Origin of the sequence: Pseudomonas sp. NFIX28 (genome assembly GCF_900107395.1) — a bacterium.
Lineage (GTDB): Bacteria > Pseudomonadota > Gammaproteobacteria > Pseudomonadales > Pseudomonadaceae > Aquipseudomonas.
In genome coordinates, this window is sequence record NZ_FNPW01000005.1 from 320,165 (window position 1) to 336,399 (window position 16,235).

General features: G+C 62.8%; 13 protein-coding genes. 3 read left to right on the forward strand and 10 right to left on the reverse strand.

What is annotated here, in order from left to right:
- Positions 1 to 2: 2 nt before the first annotated feature.
- The 7 genes from aroB to BLV20_RS12545 form a co-directional block, all read right to left on the reverse strand.
- Positions 3 to 1,103 (reverse strand): 3-dehydroquinate synthase, encoded by a 1,101-nt coding sequence (aroB, locus tag BLV20_RS12515; protein WP_092301761.1) that lies wholly within the window; start codon positions 1,101 to 1,103, stop codon positions 3 to 5.
- Between the two features lie 148 nt (positions 1,104 to 1,251).
- Complete coding sequence (gene aroK / locus BLV20_RS12520) at positions 1,252 to 1,770, reverse strand: shikimate kinase AroK (RefSeq protein WP_092301765.1); 519 nt, start codon at positions 1,768 to 1,770, stop codon at positions 1,252 to 1,254.
- 4 nt (positions 1,771 to 1,774) lie between these two features.
- Positions 1,775 to 3,844: a type IV pilus secretin PilQ gene (gene pilQ, locus BLV20_RS12525; RefSeq protein WP_092301768.1), complete on the reverse strand. Its 2,070-nt coding sequence runs from the start codon at positions 3,842 to 3,844 to the stop codon at positions 1,775 to 1,777.
- A gap of 13 nt (positions 3,845 to 3,857) precedes the next feature.
- Positions 3,858 to 4,385: a pilus assembly protein PilP gene (locus tag BLV20_RS12530; RefSeq protein ID WP_092301771.1), complete on the reverse strand. Its 528-nt coding sequence runs from the start codon at positions 4,383 to 4,385 to the stop codon at positions 3,858 to 3,860.
- Positions 4,382 to 4,999 (reverse strand): type IV pilus inner membrane component PilO, encoded by a 618-nt coding sequence (locus BLV20_RS12535; RefSeq protein WP_092301774.1) that lies wholly within the window; start codon positions 4,997 to 4,999, stop codon positions 4,382 to 4,384. Before BLV20_RS12535 ends, BLV20_RS12530 begins: the two co-directional genes overlap by 4 nt.
- Positions 4,996 to 5,562, reverse strand: a complete 567-nt coding sequence (locus BLV20_RS12540) for a PilN domain-containing protein (RefSeq protein WP_092301777.1) — start codon at positions 5,560 to 5,562, stop codon at positions 4,996 to 4,998. The genes BLV20_RS12535 and BLV20_RS12540 overlap by 4 nt, the downstream gene beginning before the upstream one ends.
- Positions 5,562 to 6,614 carry a pilus assembly protein PilM gene (locus tag BLV20_RS12545; RefSeq protein ID WP_092301780.1) on the reverse strand — a complete coding sequence of 351 codons (1,053 nt, stop codon included), beginning with the start codon at positions 6,612 to 6,614 and terminating at the stop codon, positions 5,562 to 5,564. The genes BLV20_RS12540 and BLV20_RS12545 overlap by 1 nt, the downstream gene beginning before the upstream one ends.
- A gap of 216 nt (positions 6,615 to 6,830) precedes the next feature.
- Here BLV20_RS12545 and BLV20_RS12550 point away from each other — a divergent pair, with 216 nt between their 5' ends.
- Positions 6,831 to 9,266: a penicillin-binding protein 1A gene (locus tag BLV20_RS12550; protein WP_175540192.1), complete on the forward strand. Its 2,436-nt coding sequence runs from the start codon at positions 6,831 to 6,833 to the stop codon at positions 9,264 to 9,266.
- 151 nt (positions 9,267 to 9,417) lie between these two features.
- Here BLV20_RS12550 and BLV20_RS12555 read toward each other — a convergent pair whose 3' ends face one another.
- The 3 genes from BLV20_RS12555 to rpmE all read right to left on the reverse strand — a co-directional run bounded on the left by BLV20_RS12555 (position 9,418) and on the right by rpmE (position 11,913).
- Entirely contained in the window at positions 9,418 to 10,686 is a 1,269-nt protein-coding gene (locus BLV20_RS12555) for a malic enzyme-like NAD(P)-binding protein (RefSeq protein ID WP_092301787.1), read from the reverse strand.
- A 184-nt stretch (positions 10,687 to 10,870) separates the two neighbouring features.
- A complete protein-coding gene (locus BLV20_RS12560) occupies positions 10,871 to 11,653 on the reverse strand; it encodes a thermonuclease family protein (protein WP_092301790.1) in 783 nt (260 codons plus the stop codon).
- Positions 11,654 to 11,694: 41 nt separating this feature from the next.
- Positions 11,695 to 11,913, reverse strand: coding sequence for a 50S ribosomal protein L31 (rpmE, locus tag BLV20_RS12565; protein WP_009046593.1), 219 nt, complete (start codon positions 11,911 to 11,913; stop codon positions 11,695 to 11,697).
- 169 nt (positions 11,914 to 12,082) lie between these two features.
- Between rpmE and BLV20_RS12570 the strand changes: the two genes are divergently transcribed.
- Positions 12,083 to 14,302: a primosomal protein N' gene (locus BLV20_RS12570; RefSeq protein ID WP_092301793.1), complete on the forward strand. Its 2,220-nt coding sequence runs from the start codon at positions 12,083 to 12,085 to the stop codon at positions 14,300 to 14,302.
- Between the two features lie 195 nt (positions 14,303 to 14,497).
- Positions 14,498 to 16,234 (forward strand): arginine--tRNA ligase, encoded by a 1,737-nt coding sequence (argS, locus tag BLV20_RS12575; RefSeq protein WP_092301795.1) that lies wholly within the window; start codon positions 14,498 to 14,500, stop codon positions 16,232 to 16,234.
- Position 16,235 lies beyond the last annotated feature (1 nt).

Here is a 16,235-nt window from a genome sequence, read left to right on the forward strand (position 1 = left end):
TATTAACCTTTAAGCTGAGCCAGGGCGCGGTAATCCGCTCCCAGCGTGGCCTGTAAAACCTCTTTCGGATAATCGTCGGTCACTACGGCTTCGCCCATGTGGCGCAATAGCACCAGACGCAAACGACCATCGATCACTTTTTTGTCAATTGCCATGTGTTCGAGAAAATCCGCCTCGGTCATTTCCTCAGGCGGAATGACCGGCAAGCCCGCGCGCTGGAACAAGCGAATACCGCGATCACGCTCCTCGGCGGAGATCCAGCCAAGGCGCGCGGACATCTCCAGCGCCATTACGGTGCCAGCAGCGACCGCTTCACCATGCAACCAGACACCGTAGCCCATATGGGTTTCGATGGCATGGCCAAAGGTATGCCCCAGGTTCAGCGTGGCGCGCACGCCAGACTCACGCTCGTCGGCACCGACCACGGCCGCCTTGGCCGCGCAGGAGCGTTCGATGGCGTAGGTCAGCGCTTGCTGGTCCAGGGCTCGCAAACGGTCGACGTTGTCTTCAAGCCAGGTAAGGAACGGCTCGTCGCAGATCAGACCGTATTTGATGATTTCCGCCAGGCCGGCCGACAGCTCGCGAGCCGGCAGGGTATTGAGCGAGGCGGTATCGATCAGCACCACGTTCGGCTGGTAGAAGGCGCCGACCATGTTCTTGCCCAGCGGATGGTTGATACCGGTCTTGCCGCCCACCGACGAGTCGACCTGGGAGAGCAAGGTGGTAGGAATCTGGATGAAATCGACGCCGCGCTGGTAGCAGGCGGCGGCAAAACCGGCCATGTCGCCGATTACACCGCCACCAAGGGCGATGATCGTGGTCCGGCGGTCGTGCCGTGCGGTCAGCAGGCCATCGAAAATAAGCTGCAGGGTTTCCCAGTTCTTGAACGCCTCGCCGTCAGGCAAGACCACCGAGATCACCGAGAACTGCGCAAGACTGTGCTTCAGACGCTCAAGGTACAGCGGCGCTACGGTTTCATTGGAAATGATCGCCACTTGCCGCCCGGCGATGTGCGGAACCAGCAACTCGGGCCGGTCCAACAAACCTTCGCCAATATGAATCGGGTAGCTGCGCTCGCCTAGATCGACCTTAAGTGTCTGCATGTGTCCCCACAGTGAAGATGGAAGCTGGTGTCCTGCCTTACATTAACGACTGGCATCGCCTGGTTTTCTGACGTTGCGCAATAGCCATGCGCCACAATCCGAAGCGATCATGGCAAGGCGCCGAGGATAGCGCATTTCACGCTGCGCATTAACGGGGAGGCAGTTGCTGCAGGCGGTCCAGTATGTCCAGCACCACCAGGCGCGGTGGCCGTTCATCGGTTTCAACCACCAGGTCGGCGATCTCCCGATAAAGCGGATCACGAATCGCCAACAGGTCCCGCAGGGTCTTCGCCGGATCGGCCGTGCGCAGCAGCGGTCGATTGCGATCCCGGGCGGTGCGACCGACCTGCTGTTCGACCGAGGCATGCAGGTAGACCACGCGGCCACCGGCATGCAGGGCCCGACGGTTGGCTTCACGCATCACCGCACCGCCGCCGGTCGCCAGAACCACGCCATCGGCGGCGCACAGCTCGGCGATCATGGCCTGCTCTCGATCACGAAAGCCCGGCTCACCTTCTTTATCGAAGATCCATGGGATATTGGCGCCCGTGCGCAACTCAATTTCCTTATCGGAATCTTTGAATGGCAGGCGCAGCTCTTTGGCCAGCAAGCGACCAATGGTGCTTTTGCCAGCCCCCATTGGCCCAACAAGAATCAAATTTCGCACAGAATCAACGACTCACAGCAATCGCCTGGTTGTTCATGATACGCGGAGTGAGAAATACCAGCAGCTCGGATTTTTTCTCCGACACCACGTCACGCCGGAAAAGGCGGCCAAGATACGGCACATCGCCGAGAAATGGCACTTTATCTACAACCTTGCTTTGCGTATTGGAGAAAACCCCGCCGATGACGATGGTTTCTCCGTCGTTGATCAACACCTTGGCGTTGACCTCGTTCTTCTTGATCGGCGGTACGTCCTGGACCTTGTTCAGGTAGTCCGGTTCGTCCTTGGTGACCTTGACCTCCATGATGATGCGGTTGTCGGGGGTGATCTGCGGGGTCACCTCCAGCGACAGCGATGCTTCCTTGAACGACACCGAAGTCGCTCCGCTGGAGGCGGCTTCCTGATAGGGAATTTCCGTGCCCTTGAGGATCTTCGCCGTCTCCTTGTCGGACGTGACCACCTTGGGCTGGGAGACGATTTCCCCGTTACCGGTTTTTTCCATGGCCGTCAGTTCCAGGTCCAGCAACACGTTATCGGTGATGAACGCGATGCCGAGGCCGGACGTGTTGGCGGTGGTGCCCAGATCGACGAACGGCGAGTTGCTGCTGGTGCTGCCCGGCGTGCCGATGGTGGAAGAACCGTTAGCGCCGTTGCTGACTCCCGAGGCATTCCAGTTGCCCTGGTTCTGGATCGAACCGCCCCAGCGCACGCCCAGGCTTTTGTCGTAGTCGACATTGGCCTCGACGATCCGCGCCTCGATCATTACCTGGCGCACCGGGATATCCAGCTGGCTGACAATCCGCCGCAGCTCGTCGAGGCGCTCCCGGGTCTGGTAGGCAATGATGTTGTTGGTCCGCTCATCGACCGTGATCGAACCCCGTTCGTCGGACTTGTCCTCGGCACGGGTGACCGACTGGAACAACTTGGCGATCTCCGCGGCCTTGGCGTAGTTGACCTGCAACAGTTCGCGCCGCAGCGGCTCCAGGTCGGCTATCTGTTTCTGCGATTCCAGCTCCTGGCGTTCGCGCGCGGCGATTTCGTCGGCCGGCGCCACCAGCAACACATTGCCCACCTTGCGCTTGTCCAGACCCTTGGTTTTGAGCACCAGATCGAGGGCCTGATCCCACGGCACGTTCTGCAGACGCAGGGTGATGCCGCCCTGCACCGTATCGCTGGCCACCAGGTTGAGGTTGGTGAAGTCGGCGATCAGTTGCAGCACCGAGCGGACCTCGATGTCCTGGAAATTCAGCGAAAGCTTTTCGCCGTTGTACGCCGAGCGCTCGGCATTGCGTTGCGGCAGATCGTCCGAGGCTATCGGCCTGACGCTTACCGTGAGCTTGTTGTCCGTCTGGTAGGTCGAGTAGTCGAAGGGGCCGCCAGGCTCGATGGTGATGACGGCCTTGCCGGAGTCCGCACGGGCACTGACGAACTGCACGGGCGTGGCGAAATCCTTGACGTCCAGCCTGACCCGCAAGGGCTCCGGCAGGCGGGCCTTGGCGAAGGTCAGGACAAGCTTGCCGTCGCGCTCCTGTATATCCGGGCTCATGCCCGAGTCGGAGAGGTCAATCAGCACATTGCCTTCACCCTGCTCGCCACGCTGAAAATCCACGCTGCGAATCGCCCGGCCGGCAGAAGCCGCGGCCTTGGCCTTGCCGGATGAAGCAACAGGCAGCCCCGGCGCATTCTGCGGCGCTGCCCCTTGGCCGATGACCACGAACAACTGGTTGCCGGCCACGCGCGTGCTGTAGGGCGCCAGCGCGTTCAGGTTGACGACCACCCGGGTACGCTGCCCCGACTCGACCACCGTCACGCTGCGGGCATTGCCATTGCCCAGGTCACGGCTCTTGTCCGTCAGCTGGCTGACGACACCGGGCAGATCGAGGGCAATCCGCGCCGGTTGGTCGGTGGTGTAGCCGCGCGGCTCGGGCACCGGCCCATCGAAGGTCAGCTTCAATTCCAGGCGATCCCCTGGCAGTGCCGCGACATCCAGGGCCTTGAGGCTGGCCGCCGTGGCCATCGGTGAAAGCAGCGCCATCCCTAGCGCAATACCGAAGGCTGAAAAGATCCTGTTCATGATGCGAGTTCCACTATGAATGTTCTTTTAATGGAATGGTCCGTGGGCGCTCCAGCCACCCTCCCGCTCCATCGGGAACAATCTCGACCACGTCGACCTGTGAGTCGCTGATCGCAACAATCCGCCCATCGTTACGCCCCAGGTAGTCGCCGACCTTCAGCCGATGCACGCCACCGGCACCGCGCAACAGCGCAAAGAAGCCGGATGCATTGGAAAGCGTACCCACCATCTCGAATTGCTCGATGCTGAAACCCTCGAGATAGTGCTTGGCTCGGTTCGGGTCCGGCTTGACCCCGGGCGAGCCTGCCCGGCGTCCTGCCAGGTCCACCCGGACCGCGGGTTGAAACGGGCTGCGCAAGGGTGCGGCGTTATAGGTGAACGTTGGGTAAGACCCGAATGCCGGCATTGGTTCAATCTCACCGGGCGGCCTTAACCGCATCTCGTTCATATAGGCATCCAGGTCGCTGAAATCGTCAGCGCCGCCACACGCGGCCAGTTCGACGCAGGTCAGTGCCAGCAACACGCAGTGAAGGCGCTTCATGGGCGTGGCACCTTGTAGCGGTATGTCCTGGCCAGAATGTTCATGCGCAGCTTCGAACCGAGCTCCGGCGTAACCGGCCTGACCTGGAAATCATGCAGGGTGACAATCCGCGGCAAGCCGGCCACGCCGCTGACAAAAGTCGCCAGCTCGTGATAGCCGCCGGTGACGGTGATCTGGATCGGCAACTCGACGTAGAACGGCTGGACCACCTCTGGCAGCAACTTGATTTCTTCGAACTCCAGCCCGCTGCCAAGCCCGGTGCGGCTGATGTCTTCAAGCAGGCCCGGAACCTCGGTATCGCTGGGCAGCTGGCGCAGCATGAGGTCAAAGGCGGCCTCCATGGCCTTCATCTGTTCGGTGTAGGGGCCCAGGTTGGCCACCAGCCGCGCCTTGCTGGCGAACTGCTGCTTGAGCACGGTTTCATCCGCCCGTCGCTGGTCGAGCTGCAGCAACAGGTCCTTGAGATACAGGTTGTAGCCGAGCAGCAGCACCAGCAGCATCGCCAACGCCACGACCACGCCTTTGAGCGGGGCAGGCCACGCCCCCATGTTGCTTACTTCCAGCTCGCCGAGGTCGATACGACGCAATTGCGCCCAGCTACCGGACAGACTCATTGCCCAGCCTCATCCGTAGCAGGCCGGGTCTGATGGACGGTCAGCTGAAACACGTTGACCTGGTCGGCATTGTCCGCCCCGGCGGCCTTGACCTCCGTGAGACTTGGCGCGTCGAACCAGGCGGAGGCGTCCAGGTTGCGCATCAAGTCCGAAACCCGATGGTTCGACTCGGCCGCCCCGGTGATGGAGAGGGTCTGGCCGCTCATCCTGACATCGGTGAAGTACACCCCGTCCGGCAGGGTGCGGGCCAACTGGTCGAACACCCGCGCGCTGGTAGAACGATTGCCTTGCAGGTCCTGGATGATCTTCATCCGCTCCACCAACTGCTCGCGATGCAGCTTCAACTCGCCGATCTTGGCGATCCGCTGATCGAGCAAGGTGATCTGCGCGCCGACGTGATTGTTGCGCGCCACCTGCCTGTCGATGGCCCGATCGATGACCCGGTCACCCGCGAACACCGCCCCCAGGGCTATCGCCGCAGCCGCGGCCAGGGCCAGGAAAAACTGGCGGCGCCGCTGTTCACGCCGCGCTTCGCGCCAGGGAAGAAGATTGATCCGCGCCATCAGTCGAAACTCCGCAAGGCCAGCCCGCAGGCGATCATCAAGGCGGGGGCCTGGCTGGCCAGCGCCGCGGCATCGACCCTGGCGCCAAGGCTCATGCCAGCGAAGGGGTTGGCGATCAGCACAGGCAGGCCCAGGCGCTGCTCGATCAACGGCGCAAGCCCGGGAACCGAGGCACTTCCGCCCGCCAGCAGGACGGAATCGACCTGACGCTGTGGGCCAGAGGCCTGGAAGAATTGCAACGAACGCGAAACCTGCTGCACGACCGCCTCCTGAAAGGGTTGCAGCACTTCACTGGCGTAGCCGTCCGGCAGGCCACCCTGTTTTTTCGCCAGCTCGGCCTCGTCTTTCGACAGGCCATAACGACGCTGGATGTGCTCGGTCAACTGGTGCCCGCCAAACAACTGCTCGCGGGAATAAATGATCTGCCCTTCATGCACGACACTCAGGGTGGTCAAGGTGGCGCCGATATCGACCAGCGCCACCGTCCGCGCCGCCGGCGATCCGGCCGCCAGGGCAAACGAACGCTCCAGTGCGCAGGTCTCCAGGTCCACTACCCGCGCCGTCAGCCCCGCGAGCTCGAGGGCCGCCTCGCGAATTTCGATGTGCTCCTTGCGACAGGCGGCCAACAACACATCGACGCGCTCGGGATTACGGGCCGAATAGCCAAGCACATCGAAATCGATGGCGGCCTCGTCCAGCGGGTAAGGAATGTACTGGTCGGCGTCGACCTTGAGCTGGCTTTCCCGATCGTCGTCGCAAAGCCCGGCCTCCATCTCGATGACCTTGCTGATCACCGCCGAGCCGGCCATTGCCAGCGCCGCGTGCTTCGCGCCCGGCCGGGCCCTGGTCAGCAGGCGGGACAAGGCATGCCCCACCCCTTCGGGCTCGACGATGTTTTTTTCCACCACGGCATTGGCCGGCAATGGCTCCACGCCATGAGCCTCGACCCGAAAGCGGTTGCCGACACGGCTCAATTCAAGAAGCTTGACCGAGGTGGAGCTGATATCGATCCCCAGGAGGGAACTCGCCTTTTTACTGAAGAGTCCTAGCACTACCAATTCCCTATGACTATCCGTGACTTACGGACTCTGGAATGTCCATTGCGTTCAATCACGACGTCTTGACAGACGGGCAAATGACGCCTCCTACGGAAAAATGCTTATAATGCCCAGCGTTTTTTCCGCGATTTATCTGCTGCGTGAGCCGATTCCTGACTGTGAATACCTGACGCCTAATTCATTCCTTTCTCTGGAAATCCAAAAGCCTTGATTCGTCTGCTGAAGTTTTTCGGGTGGTCCATCGTCGCTGTGTTCTGCGGGCTGCTCCTCGCTCTCTCCGGCGCGTTTCTCTATCTTAGCCCTGGGTTACCGTCGGTAGAGGCGCTCAGAAGTATCCAGTTGCAGATTCCCCTGCGGGTGTACAGCAGCGACGGCAAGTTGATCGCAGAATTCGGCGAAATGCGCCGCACTCCCATCCGTTTCGCCGACATTCCCCCCAACTTCATTAATGCGTTACTAAGTGCTGAAGACGACAATTTCGCCAACCATTACGGCGTCGATCCCAGCAGCCTGATGCGGGCCGCGACCCAGCTGATCAAAAGCGGACACATCCAGTCCGGCGGCAGCACCATCACCATGCAGGTGGCGAAGAACTTCTTCCTGAGCAGCGAACGCAGTTTCTCGCGCAAGACCACCGAGATCCTCCTGGCCCTGCAAATCGAGCGCCAACTGACCAAGGACGAGATCCTCGAGCTGTACGTCAACAAGATCTACCTGGGTAACCGCGCCTACGGCATCGAGGCTGCGGCGCAGGTCTACTACGGCAAGTCGATCCGCGATGTCAGCCTGGCGCAGATGGCCATGATCGCCGGCCTGCCCAAGGCACCGTCGCGCTTCAACCCGCTGGCCAACCCGGCGCGCAGCAAGGAGCGCCGCGACTGGATCCTCGGGCGCATGTACAAGCTCGGCAAGATCAGCGAGGCGGACTACACCGCCGCTATCAACGAGCCGCTGAACGCCAGCTATCACGTACCGACGCCGGAAGTGAACGCACCGTACATCGCCGAAATGGCCCGCGCCGAGATGGTCGGCCGCTACGGCAGCGACGCCTACACCGAAGGTTTCCGCGTGACCACCACGGTACCGAGCGACCTGCAGGAACTGGCCAACACCGCCGTCCATGAAGGCCTGATCACCTACGACCAACGCCATGGCTATCGCGGCCCGGAATCGCGCCTGCCCGGCAAGACCCACGCCGCCTGGGCCCAAGAGCTGACCAAGCAACGCAGCATCAGCGGCCTGGAGCCGGCGATCGTCACCCAGGTCGACAAGAATGGCCTGCAAGTCCTGACCCGCACCGGCGAAGAGCACGTGAGCTGGGACAGCATGAAATGGGCGCGGCCGTTCCTGAACACCAACAGCATGGGCGCCGCACCCAAGCAGCCGAGCGATGTCGCGCAGGTCGGCGACCTGATTCGCGTGCAGCGCCAGGCGGACAATTCGCTCAAGTTCCGCCAGGTCCCGGTCGTTCAGGGTGCGCTGGTGTCCCTCGATCCGCAAAACGGCGCCATTCGTTCGCTGGTGGGCGGCTTCGCCTTCGAGCAAAGCAACTACAACCGGGCGCTGCAGGCCAAGCGCCAACCCGGTTCCAGTTTCAAGCCGTTCGTCTATAGCGCCGCGCTGGACAATGGCTACACCGCCGCCAGCCTGGTGAACGATGCGCCGATCGTGTTCGTCGACGAATACCTGGACAAGGTCTGGCGTCCGAAAAACGACACCAATACCTTCCTCGGTCCAATCCGCATGCGCGAGGCGCTGTACAAGTCGCGCAACCTGGTTTCGATCCGCCTCCTGCAAAGCCTGGGCGTGGATCGCACCATCGACTACATCAGCAAGTTCGGCTTCAACAAACAGGACCTGCCGCGCAACCTGTCGCTGGCCCTGGGCACCGCGACCCTGACACCGATGGAAATCGCCACCGGCTGGAGCGTATTCGCCAACGGCGGCTACAAGGTCACGCCGTACATCATCGACAAGATCGAAAGCCGCAACGGCGAAACCCTGTTTACCGCCAACCCGCCGAGCGTACCGACCGGCGATATCGCCAGCAGCGGAATCGCCGCACCGGAGCCGCAGAGTTTCACGGTGAGCAACGTCCCTGGCGAGACCCCGAGTCAGGCGCCTGTGCAGGCGCCCGCGGTGGCCGAGCGCATCATCGACGGTCGCACCACCTACATCCTCAACAGCATGCTGGAAGACGTGATCAAGCTCGGTACCGGGCGTCGCGCCCTGGCCCTGGGCCGCACCGACCTGGCCGGCAAGACCGGGACCACCAACGAATCCAAGGACGCCTGGTTCTCCGGCTACAACGCCGATTACGTGACCACGGTCTGGACCGGTTTCGACCAGCCGGAAAGCCTCGGCCGTCGCGAGTACGGCGGCACCGTGGCCCTGCCAATCTGGATGAACTACATGGGCGCCGCCCTCAAGGACAAGCCGGCCCACACCCAGCCCGAGCCGGAAGGCATTCTCAGCCTGCGGGTCGACCCGGTCAGCGGCCGCGCCGCGACACCGGGCACGCCAAACGCCTATTTCGAACTGTTCAAGAGCGAAGACACACCGCCGTCGGTCAACGAACTGGGCAATGGCTACGCCCCTGGCAGCCCGCTGCCGGCAGACGAGGCAGCGCCGATCGACCTGTTCTGATCGCGCGCCAGCGCAGCCAGGCCCCGCGCCCCGTACCGCAGCGAGGCTTGCCTGCAACGGGGCCGCTCCAGGCCACGCAACCCAAAGCAACAGCCACAAAAAAGCCCCGACTCTCGCGAGCCGGGGCTTTTTTGTTCAACGCGTCTGCGGCTTAGCCGTTGAACACGTCATCCACGCTTTTCAGCGGGTAGTTCTTCGGATACGGCAGGGTCGCCACACCAGTCTCGATCGCGGCCTTGGCCACGGCATCGGAAACCACGGTGATCAGACGGGCATCCATCGGCTTCGGAATGATGTACTCACGGCCGAATTCCAGCGCGTCGACGCCGTAGGCTGCGCAGACTTCCTTCGGCACTGGCAGCTTGGCCAGGTCTTTCAGGGCGTTGGCCGCAGCGATCTTCATTTCTTCGTTGATGCGCTTGGCGCGAACGTCCAGGGCACCACGGAAGATGAACGGGAAGCCCAGCACGTTGTTGACCTGGTTCGGGTAGTCCGAACGGCCAGTGGCCATGATCACATCGCTGCGAGTGGCGTGTGCCAGTTCCGGGGCGATTTCCGGATCAGGGTTCGAGCAAGCGAACACGATCGGGTTGGCAGCCATGGAGCTCAGGCCTTCGGCGCTAAGCAGGTTCGGGCCGGACAGGCCGACGAACACGTCCGCGCCTTTCAGGGCGTCGGCCAGGGTGCGCTTGTCGGTAGCGTGGGCGAAGACCGCCTTGTACTGGTTCAGGTCGTCGCGCTCGGAATGGATCACGCCGGTACGGTCGACCATGAAGATGTTTTCGATGCGCGCGCCCATGCTCACCAGCAGCTTCATGCAGGAGATAGCGGCGGCGCCGGCGCCCAGGCAGACGATCTTCGCGTCCGACAGGGTTTTGCCAGCGATTTCCAGGGCGTTGATCATGCCGGCTGCGGTAACGATAGCGGTGCCGTGCTGGTCATCGTGGAATACCGGAATATCGCACTGTTCGATCAGGGCGCGCTCGATCTCGAAGCACTCAGGCGCCTTGATGTCTTCCAGGTTGATGCCACCGAAGGTGATGGAGATGCGCTTGACGGTGTCGATGAAGGCTTGCGGGCTTTCGGAATCGACTTCGATGTCGAATACGTCGATGCCGGCGAAGCGCTTGAACAGCACGCCCTTGCCTTCCATTACTGGCTTGGAAGCGAGTGGGCCGAGGTTACCCAGGCCGAGAATCGCGGTGCCATCGGAAATGACTGCAACCAGGTTGCCCTTGCCGGTGTACTTGTAGGCCAGCTCAGGATCGCGGGCGATTTCGCGTACTGGTTCGGCTACGCCGGGGCTGTAGGCCAGCGACAGGTCGCGGGCGGTAGCGGTGGCCTTGGTGAGCTCGACACTCAGTTTCCCTGGACGGGGATTGGCGTGATATTCGAGAGCGGCAGTTTTCAAATCAGACATGTGGGCATTCCGCTTTTTACTGTTGGACAGACGGACCGCCGAGGATACGCGTGTCGCAAAGTCCCCACAAGACTGACCAGTCACCCCTGTCAAGGCCCGCAGGCTACGACTTTGGGCCAAGAGCCACGGAACACAAGGGGTAGACTGTTCACAATCAGAATAAAAAATGTCTACAATTTTTTATTTATTGAACCAGTTGGAACATTCCCGGATGGGTCAGCGGCAACATCCAGCGCGCCTGACCCGCCTGCAAACCAGCGTTGCGCGAGCGGTCGAGCACCCAGCCGCGCGCCTCGATCTGCCGCCCCTGCAGGCGGTCCAGCGGCACGGCAGTGAATTGTCCAAGCAGATTGGGTGCAATGCGCAATACAACCGAATCCTGCAATTCGATCCAGACACCGCCTCGATTACGTTGCACCTTGCTCACCCGGCCACTGAGCAGGGCAAAGCCGGATGCCTTGATCTGCTCCGCTTTCAGTACAGAGGATTTACGCCACAGCCCTAGCCGGGCCTGGCGCGCGCTGCGCTCGGCGGCTTGCTGGCAGTTGAACAAATCGACGTTCGGCGCTATCGCCACCTGGTATCCCAGCCCTTCGGCAAGCAGCTGCGCTTCAAGATTGGCGCCATCGGCACCATAGACATGGGCAAGGGTTCGCCCATAACGGTCTTTGCTTTCCCGTCCGGGGAGCAAGCCGACCCGGCCGTTGCTGGCCGCAACCAATGCCTGCAGGCGCTGGCGGGCGGCAACTGCGAAGGGTTCGTCGGTGCGGCCTTTCTTGCCCAGCTCCGGCGCATTGAGGCCGATCATGCGCACGCTGCGGCCATCGGCAAGGCGCAAGGTGTCGCCATCGACCACTCGCTGGACCTGCGCGGACGCCAACCCGCCCGGCGTCGGGCAGAACGCCTGGGCGCTGGAGAGCCAAATCGCGGACACAAAAAAGGCGCCCGCAAGGGACGCCTTTTTCACCAGCGTGGAAAAGCCGAGGTAGCTTTCCAGACCGATCAGCCTTAGGCCTTTTTCGCGCCGAAAGCACCGAAACGATCGGCGAACTTCTGAACGCGGCCGCCGGTATCCAGAGTCTTCTGCTTACCGGTGTAGAACGGGTGGCATTCGTTGCAAACGTCGATCGCCAGCGGCTTAGCGTAGGTCGAACGAGTTTCGAACTTGTTGCCGCAGCTGCAAGTTACGGCAACTGCTGGGTATTCCGGATGGATATCGGCTTTCATGGTGTTTTCCTCAGGCTAGCGTGCCGCCACCCAACACTATTGTTGAATACCGCACGTAATTAGGCCGCGGATTCTACCAGACCTTTGCGATCACGCAAGCTGTCCCTCGCACCGACCGTCTGCTAGGCTCCGGGCCTTCTTTACCGCCTGTTCAATGAGATTTCCCCGCGTGCCCGACGCCATTTTGCGCCTCGCCCTGCCCTCCCCGCTGCGCCGCTTGTTCGACTACCGGGCCCCTGCCGGCGTGCGGCGTGCCCAGTTGCATCCCGGCATGCGCCTGCGAGTGCCGTTCGGGCGCAGGGAAATGATCGGCATTCTGGTCGAGGTCGCGGACAGCAGCGACGTCCCGGCGGACAAACTCAAGCCGGCCCTGGCCCTGCTGGATGCCACCCCTCCGCTGCCGCCGACGTTGTTCAAGCTGTGCCTGTGGACCGCGCAGTATTACCAGCACAGCCTCGGCGATACCTTGAGCTGGGCGCTGCCTGTGCTGCTGCGCCAGGGCGAACCGGCCGAAGCGCGACAGGAACGCTTCTGGTCGGCCAGCCCCGGCGCCAGCCTCGACGACCCACGCATCGCCCGCGCCCCGCGCCAGCGCGAAGCCCTGGCGACCCTGGCCCAGCACCCGCACGGCGTCGCCCACGCCTTGCTGAGCAAGCTGATGCTCAGCAAGGACAGCCTGGACCTGTTGCTGGCCAAGGACCTGGTGCAGGTGGAAGTCCGCCGGCACGCCCCCGGTGCACGCCATGAACATTGGCTGGCCCAGCCGGAACTGCCGCTCAACAGCGAACAGCGCGCCGCCTATGAGGCCATCCGCTCCGGTTTCGACAGTTACCACGCCTTCCTGCTGGCTGGGGTCACCGGCAGCGGCAAGACCGAAGTCTATCTGCAGCTGATCCGCGAAACCCTGGAAGCCGGCAAGCAGGCGCTAGTGCTGATCCCGGAAATCAACCTCGGCCCGCAGACCCTGGCGCGCTTCGAACAACGCTTCAATGCCCGCATCGCCCTGCTGCACTCGGCGGTCAACGACCGCGAGCGCCTGGACGCCTGGCTGGCGGCCCGCGACGGCGAGGCCGACATTATTATCGGCACCCGCTCGGCGCTGTTCACGCCGATGAAAAACCCCGGGCTGATCATCATCGACGAAGAGCACGACGGCTCCTATAAACAGCAGGAAGGCCTGCGCTACCACGCCCGCGACCTGGCCCTGGTCCGCGCACGCCAGGAAAACATTCCGATCGTGCTGGGCTCCGCCACGCCGTCGATGGAAAGCCTGCACAATGCTTACACCGGCCGTTACGGCCTGTTGCGCCTGAACGAACGAGCCGGTGGCGCCAAGCAGCCGCGCTTTTTGCGCCTGGACGTGAAGAGCCGGCCGCTGGACAGCGGCATTTCCGGCCCCATGCAGCAAGCCATCGGCCAGACCCTGGCCGCAGGGCAGCAGGTGCTGGTATTTCTCAATCGCCGCGGTTTTGCGCCGACCCTGCTGTGCCACGACTGCGGCTGGATGTCCGAATGCGAACGCTGCGACGCGCGGATGACGGTGCACCAGCGCTACGGCGAGCTGCGCTGCCACCATTGCGGCCACTCCGAACGCGTGCCCCGGCACTGCCCGAAATGCGGCAAGGTCGACTTGCGCCCGGTCGGTGCCGGCACCGAGCGCGCCGAAGAGCGGCTGTCGATCCTGTTTCCCGACTACCCGGTCCTGCGGGTCGACCGCGACAGCACTTCGCGCAAGGATGCGATGAACCAGTTGTTCGCCACCATCCAGAAAGGCCACCCCTGCATCCTGGTCGGCACCCAGATGCTCGCCAAAGGGCACCACTTCCCACGGGTGACCCTGGTATCGATCCTCGATGCCGACGGCGGCCTGTTTTCCGGCGACTTCCGCGCCAGCGAACGCATGGCGCAACTGATCGTCCAGGTTGCCGGCCGGGCCGGGCGGGCCGAAGAGCCGGGCAAGGTGATCATCCAGACCCACCTGGCCGACCATCCGCTGCTGGTGCAACTGACCGAGCAGGGTTACTTCGCCTTTGCCGAACAAGCCTTGAGCGAACGCCGCACCGCCGGCCTGCCGCCATTCGCCCACCTGGCCCTGCTGCGCGCCGAGGCGCACAAGCCCGGGCAGGCCGAAGGTTTCCTCGACGAAGCCTGCAGCGAGGCCGAACGCCTGCTGGCAGACATGAACCTGGGCGGTATCGAGCTCCTGGGGCCGGTACCGGCGCCCATGGAACGCCGCGCCGGGCGCTATCGCGCGCAACTGTTATTACAGGCCAACGCCCGGGCACCGCTGCACAAGCTGCTGAGCCACTGGTTGCTGGTCCTGGAGCAGATGCCCAGCGGGCGCCAGGTTCGCTGGTCGCTGGATGTTGACCCTGTGGACCTGTATTGATAGAAAAACCGCCATCTTGGACAGGCACGCTTCTGTAGGAGCGAGCGGGCGGCGATCCGGCTTGCCCGCGATAAGGCCCGAACAGCCACCGCACAGCCGGCTATAGTTGGCAAGCCCGTCTTCGCAACGGATAATGCCCAGTTTTTCCACCTGCGCATCGAAGCGCCGCCGCGCCAGCGGTTGAAAGAGAAGACCATGAAAGACACCATTCGCCAGCTCATCCAGCAAGCCATCACCCAACTCGTCACCGAAGGTGTGTTGCCAGAAGGCCTGACGCCGGCGATCCAGGTAGAAAACTCCCGCGACAAGACCCATGGCGACTTCGCCAGCAACATCGCCATGATGCTGGCCAAGCCAGCCGGCATGAAGCCCCGCGACCTGGCGGAAAAAATCATCGCCGCCCTGCCCGCCGACGAGCAGGTCAGCAAGGCCGAGATCGCCGGCCCGGGCTTTATCAATTTCTTCCAGAACACCCAGGCCCTGGCCACCCGCCTGGACGCCGCCCTGGCCGATGCGCGCCTGGGCGTGCGCAAGGCCGGCGCGCAGCAGCGCACCGTGGTCGACCTGTCGGCACCGAACCTGGCCAAGGAGATGCACGTCGGCCACCTGCGCTCGACCATCATTGGCGACGGCGTGGCGCGGGTCCTGGAATTCCTCGGTGACGAAGTGATCCGTCAGAACCATGTGGGCGACTGGGGCACCCAGTTCGGCATGCTGATGGCCTACCTGCAGGAAAACCCGATTACCAGCGACGAGCTGTCGGACCTGGAGAACTTCTACCGCGCCGCCAAGCAGCGCTTCGACGAATCCGAAGAGTTCGCCGACCGCGCCCGCGGCCTGGTGGTCAAGCTGCAGGCCGGCGACGCGGATTGCCTGGAGCTGTGGACGAAGTTCAAGGACATTTCCCTGTCCCACTGCCAGAAGATCTACGAACTGCTGAACGTCAAGCTGACCATGGCCGACGTGATGGGCGAAAGCGCCTACAACGACGACCTGATCAACGTGGTCAACGACCTCAAGGCCAAGGGCATGCTGGTCGAGAGCAACGGCGCCCAGTGCGTGTTCCTCGACGAGTTCAAGAACGCCGAAGGCGAGCCGCTGCCGGTGATTATCGTCAAGGCCGATGGCGGCTATCTGTACGCCACCACCGACCTGGCGGCCGTGCGCTACCGCAGCGGCAAGCTCAAGGCCGACCGCGCCCTGTATTTCGTCGACCAGCGCCAGGCCCTGCACTTCCAGCAGGTGTTCGCGGTGGCCCGCAAGGCTGGCTTCGTGACCCATCCGATGGAAATGGAGCACATGGGCTTCGGCACCATGAACGGCGCCGACGGCCGTCCATTCAAGACTCGCGACGGCGGCACCGTGAAGCTGATCGACCTGCTGACCGAAGCCGAAGAACGCGCCTACAGCCTGGTGAAGGAAAAGAACCCGGAGCTGGCCGAGGCCGAACTGCGCAACATCGCCAAGGTAGTGGGCATCGACTCGGTGAAATACGCCGACCTGTCCAAGCACCGCACCAGCGACTACAGCTTCAACTTCGACCTGATGCTGAACTTCGAAGGCAACACCGCGCCTTACCTGCTCTACGCCTACACCCGCGCCGCCGGCGTGTTCCGCAAGCTGGGCAAGGACTTCAGCGAAGTACAGGGCCAGATCAGCCTGCAAGCCGCCCAGGAACTGGAGCTGGCGGCCAAGCTGGCGCAGTTCGGCGAAGTGCTGAACAACGTGGCCGACAAGGGCACGCCACACATTCTGTGCACCTACCTGTACGACGTGGCCGGGCTGTTCTCCAGCTTCTACGAAAACTGCCCGATCCTCAGTGCCGAATCGCCGACGCAGATGCAGAGCCGCTTGCGCCTCACCGAGCTGACCCGTCGTACCCTCAAGCAAGGTCTGGAATTGCTGGGCCTGAAAGTTCTGGAGCAAATGTAAG

What these genes read in the sequence shown, in the direction of transcription:
- aroB (WP_092301761.1), bottom strand. Translation starts at nt 1,103, where the DNA reads ATGCAGACACTTAAGGTCGATCTAGGCGAGCGCAGCTACCCGATTCAT.
- pilQ (WP_092301768.1), bottom strand. Translation starts at nt 3,844, where the DNA reads ATGAACAGGATCTTTTCAGCCTTCGGTATTGCGCTAGGGATGGCGCTG.
- BLV20_RS12530 (WP_092301771.1), bottom strand. Translation starts at nt 4,385, where the DNA reads ATGAAGCGCCTTCACTGCGTGTTGCTGGCACTGACCTGCGTCGAACTG.
- BLV20_RS12535 (WP_092301774.1), bottom strand. Translation starts at nt 4,999, where the DNA reads ATGAGTCTGTCCGGTAGCTGGGCGCAATTGCGTCGTATCGACCTCGGC.
- BLV20_RS12540 (WP_092301777.1), bottom strand. Translation starts at nt 5,562, where the DNA reads ATGGCGCGGATCAATCTTCTTCCCTGGCGCGAAGCGCGGCGTGAACAG.
- BLV20_RS12555 (WP_092301787.1), bottom strand. Translation starts at nt 10,686, where the DNA reads ATGTCTGATTTGAAAACTGCCGCTCTCGAATATCACGCCAATCCCCGT.
- rpmE (WP_009046593.1), bottom strand. Translation starts at nt 11,913, where the DNA reads ATGAAAGCCGATATCCATCCGGAATACCCAGCAGTTGCCGTAACTTGC.
- argS (WP_092301795.1), top strand. Translation starts at nt 14,498, where the DNA reads ATGAAAGACACCATTCGCCAGCTCATCCAGCAAGCCATCACCCAACTC.